General features: G+C 62.3%; 6 protein-coding genes. 2 read left to right on the top strand and 4 right to left on the bottom strand.

Translation table 11 applies throughout. The features are described from left to right. Positions 1–29: 29 nt before the first annotated feature. On the bottom strand, positions 30–449 hold the full coding sequence (locus tag ACR9Y2_RS14880; protein ID WP_435042156.1) for a hypothetical protein: 420 nt from the start codon (positions 447–449) through the stop codon (positions 30–32). Further along, on the bottom strand, positions 449–1,444 hold the full coding sequence (locus tag ACR9Y2_RS14875) for a c-type cytochrome (protein ID WP_435042155.1): 996 nt from the start codon (positions 1,442–1,444) through the stop codon (positions 449–451). Before ACR9Y2_RS14875 ends, ACR9Y2_RS14880 begins: the two co-directional genes overlap by 1 nt. A 134-nt stretch (positions 1,445–1,578) precedes the next feature. On the opposite strand from ACR9Y2_RS14875, the gene ACR9Y2_RS14870 reads away from it, so the two are divergent. Beyond that, positions 1,579–2,190 carry a carboxymuconolactone decarboxylase family protein gene (locus tag ACR9Y2_RS14870; protein ID WP_435042154.1) on the top strand — a complete coding sequence of 204 codons (612 nt, stop codon included), beginning with the start codon at positions 1,579–1,581 and terminating at the stop codon, positions 2,188–2,190. Beyond that, entirely contained in the window at positions 2,174–3,019 is an 846-nt protein-coding gene (locus ACR9Y2_RS14865) for an RNA polymerase sigma-70 factor (protein ID WP_435042153.1), read from the top strand. The genes ACR9Y2_RS14870 and ACR9Y2_RS14865 overlap by 17 nt, the downstream gene beginning before the upstream one ends. A gap of 3 nt (positions 3,020–3,022) precedes the next feature. Here the strand turns inward: ACR9Y2_RS14865 and ACR9Y2_RS14860 are convergent, their stop codons facing one another. Both ACR9Y2_RS14860 and ACR9Y2_RS14855 read right to left on the bottom strand, forming a co-directional pair. Next, positions 3,023–5,557 carry a protein kinase domain-containing protein gene (locus ACR9Y2_RS14860; RefSeq protein WP_435042152.1) on the bottom strand — a complete coding sequence of 845 codons (2,535 nt, stop codon included), beginning with the start codon at positions 5,555–5,557 and terminating at the stop codon, positions 3,023–3,025. A gap of 226 nt (positions 5,558–5,783) precedes the next feature. Next, complete coding sequence (locus ACR9Y2_RS14855) at positions 5,784–9,809, bottom strand: PAS domain S-box protein (RefSeq protein ID WP_435042150.1); 4,026 nt, start codon at positions 9,807–9,809, stop codon at positions 5,784–5,786. Positions 9,810–11,052: the final 1,243 nt, after the last annotated feature.

Raw genomic sequence — 11,052 nt, 5'->3', positions numbered from 1 at the left:
CTACTAGGCAAGCTTATCCCATCCAACCGTTATACGTCGGCCCGGCCCGCCAAGCCCTGATAGCTGATGGCGAACAGGACACCCAGTACGAGGTCGATCAACCCGAGTCCGATGGCCGAAGCAGGCACCCGCCCGTACACGCCCAGGACCAGCACCGCCAGCCCGAAGGAGAACTTTTCGATCAGCGCGGCAGGCATCAGCGCCCGGAACCGCCGCGGATCGCGAGAGATGATCAGAAATGCCACCTGCCAGGCCAGCGCGACGCCCACAAACCCATAGAAATACTCAGGATGGTTCTGCGCGGGCGAGTCGGCCGGACTCACCATCAGTTCAGTGAAGTACATGGGCGTCAGCAGCAGGACGCCCCAGATGCCGGCGCCGAGGAAGACCGCCCGGGCGAACCGTACGCCCCGGCAGTCTTCCATTTTGTGGGGTGATAACCAGCTCATCAGAAGCCTGCAGTCTGCACCGTGCCGGGATGCTTCTCCACCTTATTGGGAATCGTGGATTGCGTCTGCAGGTAGCGGTAGATCGCCGAGAGGTCGTTTGGATCCATCTGCGACAGATTCAGCCACGGCATCAACGTGAACTGGCCCGGCTGCAGCTTGGGCGCGCCGTTGACGACGTAGGTCTTCTGCAGCGTGAACCGCTGGACGAAGTAGTCCTCCGACCAGCGGCCGATCCCCGTATCCGGGTCCGGAGTAATATTGGCGCTCACCACCTTGCCCAGGGGCGAGTCGAACACGCGTCCGCCTGCAAACTTCATACTCTCATCCAGCTTGTGTCCGTCCGGAGGCGTATGGCAATCCATGCAGTGCCCGAGGGTCGCCAGATAAGCGCCATAGTCCGCACTCCGCGCCCGGTCGGGCGATTTCACCTGGGCCACCGGTTCGGGGAACGACCTCATCATGACATTCAGCGGGAACGGGATCTTCATCTTGGGCAGGTTGCTCCTGACCGGCGCCAGCGTGTTCATGTAGGCCACCAGCGACTCCACGTCGTAGTCGCTCATCTGGCTGAAGTTCTTGTACGGCATCATCGGAAACAGCGTACGGCCGTCACGGCTGATGCCTTCGCGAATGGCCCGGATCTTCTCTCCATCGGTCCAGTTGCCGAGGCCCGTCTCTTTGTCCGGCGTGATATTTGCGGTCACCAGGGGACTGACGGGCCCCTTCTCGGGGATGACCTGCCCTTTGCCCCGGCCCGACGCGACCACGGGCCCGCCGAAGCGCGAGTAGTCGCGCTCTGAATGGCAGCCGTCGCAATCGGCCACGACCTGAAACAGGTATTTGCCGCGGGCGATGCGTTCGGCGCTCACGGGCACCTTGCCGGCGCGCGGCTGCGTGCCGCGGGGCAGATAGAGTCCATAGTAAAGAGCCGTCGTACCCGCCACTACGGCGGTAACCGAGGCGATAGCCGAGACGATCCTGGTCCAGGTTTTCATAATGTTTCCTCTTCCTTCACTCACTTCACGCGCAGAGGCTGGGGAAAGGGGATCAATCCCAACGAAAGACAGTTTGTTTGCGGGGACTGTCACGACCCGCCGCGCTGCGTCGTCTCACCCGGCGAGAGAACACTATGAGCAGAATCAAAGGCATTGCCCCCCAACGCGCCGGATTCTTCCTGCGCCTCTTCTATCGCGCGGCGGTCAAGATCACCGGCAAGATCACCGGCACGGCTGTGCTGCCGGAGCCCGTCACCGTGGCGGCCCTACAACCCAAACTGCTTTTTGGCACGGCCGGCATGGAGCAGGCGCTGAACTCATCGCGGTCAGTGCCCCAGCACCTGAAATGCCTGGCCTCTATCGCCGCGGCGCGCACCATCGGCTGCGCTTACTGCATGGACATCGGACCCGCGGTCGCACGCCGCCAGGGTGTATCGGAACGCCAGATCCTGGAGTTGGTGGACTTCGAAACCAGCACCGCGTTCGATGATGCCGAGCGCGCGGTCATCCGGTACAGCATCGCCATGTGCTCCACCCCGGCGAAGATCTCCAACGAAGTGTTCGCTTCAGTGCAGCAGCGTTTTACTCCGGCCCAGATTGTGGAGCTCACGACCGCCATCTGCTGGGAGAACTACCGGGCGCGGTTCAACCATGCCCTGGAGCTGGAACCGCAGGGCTTCAGCGACGGCGCTTACTGCCTGCTGCCGACCCAGGTACAATCGTCGATACATGCACCCGGCGTCTGATTTCGAGCAGCACCGGTCCGCACTCTTCGGCCTGGCGTACCGCATGCTGGGTTCGGCGCATGAGGCCGAAGACATCGTGCAGGAGGCCTACCTGCGCTATGCCGCGGAAACCGCGCCGATCCTGTCGCTTAAGCCCTACCTGATGACGATCGTGGCCAGACTTTGCCTGGACACCATGAAATCCGCCCGGGTGCGGCGTGAAGAGTACACCGGACCCTGGCTGCCAGAGCCCGTTCTCACCACGACACCCGCGGATAGCGTCATAGAGGCGGAGTCGCTTTCCTTCGCCTTCCTGGTGGTGCTCGAGACCCTATCCCCGGTGGAGCGCGCCGTTTTCCTGCTGCGCGAGGTCTTTGACTATGACTATTCCGCCATCGCCAACATGCTGGAGACGACAGAGGCCAACTGCCGCCAACTGTTGAAACGAGCGCGGAGCCACATCGACGCCCGGCGCCCGCGCTTTCCCATCCCGGAGCAGCGGCACCAGGCACTGCTCAGCTCTTTTACCCGAGCCTGCCTGGACGGCGATCTTCACGCCATCTCGGCCCTGCTGGTGCAGGACGCCAAGATGTACAGCGACAGCGGCGGCAAGGTACGCGCACCACTCAACCCGCTCTACGGCGCCGATGTGATTGGCCGGTTCTTTGCCGGTGTGAAGCAGAAGCCGCAGCCGGAGATCACATTCAGGATCGGCACGGTCAATGGACAGCCCGCGGTCGTGGGGTATATTGACGGCAAGCTGGCCTATGTGACCCAGGTGAAGCTGGAAGGCGATTTGATCTCAGAGATCTACGTCATCGCCAACCCTGACAAGCTCCCCCTGCCCTGAGCGTCACTTGCCCGGTTTGGAGCAGTTGGCCAACCGCTCTTCGAGATGGCGGCGCATGGCCTGATCGGGCGAAGAGAGTTGTTTCTGCCGGTCGATCTCCTGGAATTCCGCCACGGCGCCTTTCAGCATGGGCAGGCCCACCGCCTTCTGGCCATCCGCGCAATACCACATACCCAGGGAACCCCTGGACTCCGCCAGCCGGGTCCGAACTTCCGTATCGCGCGAAGTCGCCATCAACTCCAACTGCAACTCCAGAGCGCGCTGCAGCAGCTTGAAAGCCTCGGGCCGGCGGTTCAGGTCGATGAGCAACAGCCCTTCCTGGCGGTTGATGAACGCCGTCCTGTCTTTCAGCCGGGCATTCTTCACGTCGCGCTTCAGCAGTTCTTCCCTGAGGGTCCGCGACTGCTCGTAGTCCCGCACGGCCTGTTCAGTCTGCTCCAGCTTGGCCTCGGCTTCAGCCAGTTCGCTGTAATCGATGGCCAGGTCCAGCTTCGCCGAGAGGTCGTTGGGTTTGGCCTGCACCTGTATTTTGTCGAGTTCCAGCGCCCGCTTGGAGAGTTCCACAGCCCCGCGCGGATCCTGGGCATGAGACCGCAGTGCCGCCAGCGATTTCAAAGCAAGGGCGAGATTGTAGCGCCCGGGTTCGCTCGCTGGATTGGCGTCATAGAGCGCCTGAAAGGTCTTCAGCGCCTGCCGCGCCAGGCGTTCGGCTTCCTCATAGTGGCCCATGTCGACAGCCAGCCGGCTGCCGGTGAAATAGGCGATGGCCAGCGAACGCTGGGCCGGAATGCTGGTGGGCTGCAGAGCCGCAGCCTCTTCACGGAAAGCGATGGAGCGCGCCGAATAGTCGTTCCCTTTTTCGCGTTCGCCGACATTCCTCAAGACCTCGCCGGTCCGGCTGTATACGTCCGCCAACCGCGAAAGGACATCGGGATTGCGATCTTTTGCGGGTATCGCGTCCAGTAGTTCCTTGGCTTTCAGGTAGCCCTGCAAGGCCGCCCGGCTGTCGCCGAGGCTCGACTCGCTGGGCGACCCTTCCACACTGCCCAGGCGCATGTAGGCATCCGCCAGCTCCAGCCGCAGGTCGATACTGTTGGTCGCGCCTTTGGCCAGGCTATCCAGGGCGCCCGTGGCCTTCTTCAGCAGCTCCTGCCGGACCGGTGTGGCTCCGGGCAGGTTCCTGATTGCGTCGTGGAGGTCGAAAATCAGCGTCTGCGCCAACTGCCTGACCTCCCCTTCCCGCTGCTCGGCCCTCGCCCTCTCACGCCGGGCGACGCGAGCCTGGTAGCTCGCCACGGTCAAACCGATGGAAAGCGCCAGCACGACCAGCGCCGCCGAACTCACCGCCAGCCAGTTGCGCCGCGCAAACTTACGCATCAGGTACAGGAAACTGTCGCCCGCCGCGCTCACCGGCAGGCCATGCAGGTAACGGTCGAGATCGGCTGACAACTGCTCCACCGACTGGTAGCGGCGCAACGGGTCGGGGGCCAGTGCTTTGAGTACGATATTGTCCAGGTCGCCGCGCAGCAGTCCGCTCCAGCGCTGGATGGAAGCCAGTCCGCCCGGCAGGGCAGGCGGCTCAGCCTGTTCGTCCAGGGGCTTGCCGGCATGTGTCTTCACCCTGGTGCTGGGCGACTTCGGCGGCTGGTCCAGATCGGCCGTGGCCAGCGGGAAGGCTCCGTTCCGCCGTCCTGGAAACGGATGAGCACCGGCCAGAATCTCGTACAGCATCACACCCAGCGAGTAGATGTCGGTGGAGGTGTTGATGGGATCGCCCTTGATCTGTTCGGGACTGGCATATTCCGGCGTCATCAGGTGGACGCCGGCGCGGGTCATCTTGCCTTCGTCGGTGAGGACCTTGGCGATGCCGAAATCCAGCAACCGGGGCTCGCCTTCGGCGGTCACCAGGATATTGCCCGGCTTCAGGTCGCGATGGACGATCAGGTTGCGGTGCGCATACTCCACTGCTCCGCAGACTTTCCGGAACAGCTCCAGCCGCTGTTCAATGGACAGCCGCTTCGCCTCGCAGTATGTATCGATGGGCTGCGCGGCGTAGAACTCCATCACGAAGAATGGACGCTGATCGGGGGTGACTCCGGCATCCAGTACCTTCGCGATGTGTGGATGGTCGAAGTGCGCCAGGATCTGCTTTTCGTTCTCGAAGCGGCGCAGGACATGGTCTGTATCCATCCCGCGTTTGAGGATCTTGACCGCCACCAGGCGCCGGAACTCGCCGTCGTCGCGCAGGGCCTGGTAGACCGAGCCCATGCCGCCTTCGCCCACCTTCTGAATGATGGAGTAGATGCCGACGCGGTCGCCCGGGGCCGGGAACTCCAGGGCGGAACCGCCTGGAGGAGCCAGCGCGGGTTGTTCGATAAACGCGCCCGCTTCCTCTGAGGCGGCCAGCAGCGATTCGACCTCTTCACGGATCTCGCTATCCGCACTCGACGCTTCGATATAGGCGTGCCGCTCGGCCGGAGGCATTTCCAGGGCCTGCGCGAAGATGGCCTTTACCTGGGCCCAGCGTTCGGCGGTCACCGCAAGCCCTCCTCCGGCCCACGTTGTCCCCCTGGGTGGAGACAGCAATCACTTGAATATGTGGCGGCGGACTCGCGGTTTCCGGGCATCTTCCCCTCGGAGTGCGCAAGGAATCCAGCCCAACTTCCGGCGGACCCAGTCGACTCTGAATGTATTGTGCCCTATGCGCCTGGATCCGTTCCACGGCGCAAGATCACATTCCTGCCTGCCGGGCCTTCTTCGAGGCTCAGGAGCGGCCGGTGCGGCTGAGCAATTCGCGGATGCGGGCCGCCAGATCCTTGGGACTGAACGGCTTCTGAATAAAGGCGCGGGTGCCGATGATCTCCTCCAGCCCGTCCAGGGCGTCGCCCGGGTAGCCCGACATGAACAGCACTCGCAATTCCGGATTGACCGCCCGGGCGCGCAGCACCAGTTCCCGGCCGCTCATACGAGGCATGATGACATCGGTCAGCAGCAGATCCACGCGTTGCCTCTGCAGCACCTCCAACGCTTCCTCGGCGTCCTGGCACTCCAGGACCTTGTACTGGAAATGCGCGAGAACCGCCGAGACGTACTGCCGCACTTCAGGCTCATCCTCGGCCAGCAGCACGGTCTCCTGTCCGCCGGCCGCGTGTTCCATGGCCGGTATGCTCACCGGACTCTCTGGAGACACGGCCGGCAGGTAGATACGGAAAGTGGCGCCGGTGCCCGGATCGGTTTCGATGACGACCCGGCCGCCGCAAGATGAGACGATCCCGTGGACGACGGAGAGCCCCAGACCAGTCCCCTTGCCGGCTGGTTTGGTGGTGAAAAACGGCTCGAAGAGGTGCTGCTTTGTCTCCTCATCGATGCCGACTCCGGTATCTTTGACGCTAAGGCACACATTGCTGATCTCAGCCAGCATGCCCGCCTGCAGTGCGCCGGCATCGCCGGGCGGCGCGGCGGAAGTCGAGATGGTGATCGTGCCGCCCTCCGGCATGGCATCGCGGGCATTCACGATCAGGTTCATCAGCACCTGCCCGACCTGATGACGATCGGCGGCGACCAGCAAGGCACCGCCGGACAGGTTGGTGACGATGTCGATATCCTCCCCAACCAGGTAGAAAATGGTCTTCTCCATCTCGGAGATGATTGCGTTGATATCGACGACTTCCAAGCGCGGCACCTCCTTGCGGCTGAATACGAGCAACTGCCGCACCAGGCCAGTGGCGCGCTCCCCTGCCCTGGCGATTTCTTCGATGTTCTGCCGGGCCGGGCTCACCGCCGGCAACTGGTCGATCGCCATCTGCGAGTAGCCGTTGATGACGGTCAGCAGGTTATTGAAGTCGTGGGCAATCCCCCCAGCCAGCCGTCCAACGGTCTCCATTTTCTGGGCCTGGAGGAATTGGTTCTGCAGCCGCTCGCGTTCCGCTTCGGCCAATTTCCGGGCTGTGACGTCGCGTACGACGCCCACGGCCAGGAAGGAATCAGACATAAGTACCGGCGCCACGCTCAGTTCCATCGGGAACTCGGTCCCATCCTTGCGGATCGCCGTCATCTCGACCGTCCGGCCCACGACAGGAGCCTGGCCAGACTCCCTCATCAGCGCAAAGCCCCTCGCAAACTGCTCAGTGATCCCCGGCGGCCCGATCAGCGCGTGCAGCGGCTGTGACACCGCTTCTTGGGCAGTGTAACCGAAAATCCGCTCCGCGGCAGGGTTCCAGAGAACAATCCGGCCTTCACCGTCAATAGCGATCAGCCCATCCGAGGCAGAATTGATGATGGAGTGCAGCATAGCCTGGCTCCGCCGCAATTCCTCTTCCGCTGTCTTGCGGGCCGTGATCACGTTAAAGATTCCGACAAACTGGCCAGGCCGGGGACTGTAAGCAGAGATGGAGTACCACTGTTTTGTGGCCTGGACATAGAGTTCCGTCCGGTCAGGCTGCCCCGTCGAGGCGACTCGGCCGTAGAACTCAAAAACGCTCGGATCTGATTGGCGCAAGCCTGGAATAATCTCCGAGACTCGTTTGCCTACCACGTCCGAGCGGTCCGCATTCAACCGCCGGTAGCTTTCATTCACTGCAAGGTACTCGAAGTCGTAGGGGTCTCCGTCCTCGTAAAGCATCCGGCCGTAGATGAGAACTTCGGTCATATGCTGGAACAGTTCGCTGTAGCGAACCTCAGTTTCCCGGGCGACTTCTTCGACCTGCTTCCGTTCCGTGATGTCTTCGGTGTAGATAATGATGCCGCCGGTCTCTTCGCCGGAGTCGCCCCAGGGACAGACCGTCCAGTTGAACCACCTCTCCGTCCCGTCCGGGCGGAAATAGAGAGAGTCCTTGTGGGACACCACCTCCCCGTTGAGTCCCCTCCGCCAGGCGTCCGTCCAACTCTCCTCGGGCGGAGGCAGCAGTTCGGTGATCGCCTTTCCGGTGGCTTGTTCCCGCGTGCGGCCGATATCCTGCAACCACAGTTCACTGGCCTGGATTTGCCGCAGCCGGCGATCGAACATTGCCAAACCGTACGGCGCCTCGGCCACCAGGGTCTGCAGCAGGGTCATTTCCCGCTCGGTCTCGCGGCGGACGGACTCTTCCAACCGCTTACGTTCCGTGACATCGGCCATGAACCCATGCCACAGGATGCTTCCGTCGCTCTCCCTGGAAGGAATGGACCGGCCTTCAATCCAGACAGGAGCTTGTCCAGACCTCACGACGCGGAACTCATCGTTCCACATGGACAGAGTCGCAGCCGAAACCGCGATTGATTCCTTTACCCTGGCCAGATCGTCCGGGTGGAGTGAGTTGAAGAGCGGGCTCGCATCCAAAACGAGATCCTCCGCGCGCACGCCGGCCATCTCGAAGATGCGGGGATTCGCATAGGGGAGCGAAAACTGCCCCTCGGGCGTCATCCGAAATGAATACAGAACGCCCGGTACAGCCGCCGCAATCTGTTGAAACTGCTTGGTGCGGGCGGCTAGCGCGGCGGTACGGCGCTCGACCAGGCCCGCCAACTGGCGCTGGCGAACCAACGTCAGGACTCCAGCCGAGGTCAGCGCAAACACACCCAGGAAACAGGCAGCCAGGAAGCCGGGTTCCAGGTACCACGGCAGCAAGACATCAAAGGTGAGCGAGGACGGGTCCGGATCAACATTCCCGTTTCTGTCCACCGCCCTGACCTCCAGCCGGTGGCTTTTGCCCCGCGCCAGGTGGTGGAATTCGGCCGCTGCAGAGGCCACGAATCTGGACCACTCACCGCCATCCAGCCGCCAGGAGAACAACAGCCGCGATTCCTGCGTATACTTCCACCGGTCGATGCCGGAAAAGACGAAGCGCGCCTCCCCGGAGGGCGGGACTTTGTGGGGGTTGGCGTCGGTATCAATGATGGTCCGTGGAGGGCTCGAGTCGGCCCCTGGATCGCTATGGGAGATGCCGGCCGTCGTGGTCGTCCAAATCAGACCGTCGACATCCTCGGCGATTCCGTATGCCGCGGCGTCCGGCAGGCCTTCCGCCGCGGCGAGGCTGAGCCACTCCCCGTCGCGAAACCGGTTCAGTCCCCGGCCCGACGCCACCCAGATCGATCCGCTCTTCGCCTTCAAAATGGACCGGACCGTCTGCAGTTTGTCCCGCACCGTCACCCATGTGCGACCGTCATACTCCACAATGGAGTCCCGGTCGCCGAACCACATCCTGCCCGGTGCCACTTCCGCCAAAGCCACCGGACTCTCGCCCAGATAACCTTGCGCTGCACCGAGTGCGGTGTAGCGCCCATCCTTCAGAACCCCGATGCCGTCCGGCTGCGGAACCAGATAGAGCGTTCCGTCACTCGTTTCGTGCACTGCCCGGGGGAAGGCCTCGCCCCACCGTTCTCCGGCGTCGTACTGAACGGAAAAGGCACGGCCATCGAACCGTTCCAACCGGAAGGCATGATTGTTCCTCGAAGTCCGCACCCAGACGGACTCATTCCGACCCGGTCCAAGCACGGAAACATCCAGTCCTTGCGGATGCGGAACTGTGACAAAGGCGGCGCGAACCGGATCGAACAGAAGCAAGGCCGGGCCCTCACCCAGGGCCAGGCGCCCGTCCGGCAATTCGACCAGCGAATGGGTGGAGGGCAGAGCCGGTTCAAATCCGACTGGGAGGGGGTGTGTGGACCAGCGCCCGTCCTTGCGCTGCAGAAGTTCATCTCTATGGAGCAGAAAGAGATCCCCTGCTTTCGTCCGCAAAATCGCCGAGGAGTGGCCGGTCTTATCGAGCAGCGCCCGGGGTGTTCTCCAAACCAGGGGGGCGAACCGAGCCATGCCGAGGGAGGTTGCCACCCAGAAACATCCCCTGCCTTCGTATAACACCGAGAGCAGGCGTCCAGACAAGGCCCTGGACCGGCTCTCCCTGTTGCCAGTCCCCGATTTCAATTCGAACCCGCTAGGGCTGATTTCGGCCAACCAGGCGCCGCCGTCCCGGTCTGGCCAACCGGCTATCGAATGACCGGGCTCGGAGGTGGCCAGCGTCTTCCACGATGTCCCGTTGTAGTGCAACAGGCGCTGTCGATTGGAACGATCGAGCATCGTGGAGATGAACAACTCGCCAGGCTCGCCCTCCAGCACCGATCGGCATGCTCCGGCAGGCTGGGGATAGCGCAGCGTAGCCCAAGTGATAGAGCCCGCAGGTCCTCTCGTCACGCGGGTCACGCCTTCCCGTCCGCACACCCAGGCGCCGCCGCCGCTTGCAGGCTCTAATGCTGTCAGCGGGCCTAACCCCGCCTCGGAGCCCTGCCTCAAATTGCGGGCTTCTCCGCTAACGCTGTCAAATTCGTACAATCCATCGCGGCCGAGAAATAGTATCTGTCCGGCCGTCCAGGGTAGAAAATATCCGCGATGATCCATGTCGGCCAGAACACTTGTGCCGCGAAGCGGGTAGGCCACCCAATGGTCTTTGTCCAGCCGTTGAAAGCCATCCGAAGATGGCAGGAGCGCCCAAAATCGCAAATCCGGACCTTCCCGGACAGTCAAATTCACACCGGGAGATGGAAACTGCTCAATTTTGTACCCATCAAAAACTGAAAAATTCTTAACATGCCCGTGCGACACAATTACCCGGCCCGAGGAGCCGCGGGTGACGCCGTACGCCCACGATTCGGGCATTCCATCCAGGGAGGACCAGAAGCGCCAGCTAGACCCGGTCTGCGCGGACAGGGTGAGTGCGAAGAAGAAGAGCAACAGCGAGCGTCGACATGTCAATTGATCTCTGAGGGCAGCCATGGGAGCGGACGCTCTAAAGTGGATCTTGTGGTGATGGTACCAAAACCGGACAAAGTTCATTGTGACTGTCCGCCGGCTTGGCGTTTTTTAACCCTACTAATTCTTAATTGGCATTTATGAACAATTAGTAGTGATGCCGCTTCTTCACGGCATCCACCACCCCGGCAGGGATCCAATACTCTCTCAAGTGCTGATCGCAGTTTCGGACATGCGGCTCTCCACCTCTACAATCGACTCAAACTGCAGAAGCTTCACCTATTCGAATGCAATCAGGGTAGAGGAGCTG

It is taken from the genome of Paludibaculum fermentans (assembly GCF_051172195.1).
GTDB classification, from domain to species: Bacteria; Acidobacteriota; Terriglobia; order Bryobacterales; family Bryobacteraceae; genus Paludibaculum; species Paludibaculum fermentans_A.
This window is presented reverse-complemented; position numbering and strand designations above follow the sequence as displayed.

Excerpts from the sequence above, each read along its gene's own strand:
- ACR9Y2_RS14870 (WP_435042154.1), top strand. The coding sequence starts at position 1,579 with ATGAGCAGAATCAAAGGCATTGCCCCCCAACGCGCCGGATTCTTCCTG.
- ACR9Y2_RS14880 (WP_435042156.1), bottom strand. The coding sequence starts at position 449 with ATGAGCTGGTTATCACCCCACAAAATGGAAGACTGCCGGGGCGTACGG.
- ACR9Y2_RS14875 (WP_435042155.1), bottom strand. The coding sequence starts at position 1,444 with ATGAAAACCTGGACCAGGATCGTCTCGGCTATCGCCTCGGTTACCGCC.
- ACR9Y2_RS14865 (WP_435042153.1), top strand. The coding sequence starts at position 2,174 with ATGCACCCGGCGTCTGATTTCGAGCAGCACCGGTCCGCACTCTTCGGC.
- ACR9Y2_RS14855 (WP_435042150.1), bottom strand. The coding sequence starts at position 9,809 with ATGGCTCGGTTCGCCCCCCTGGTTTGGAGAACACCCCGGGCGCTGCTC.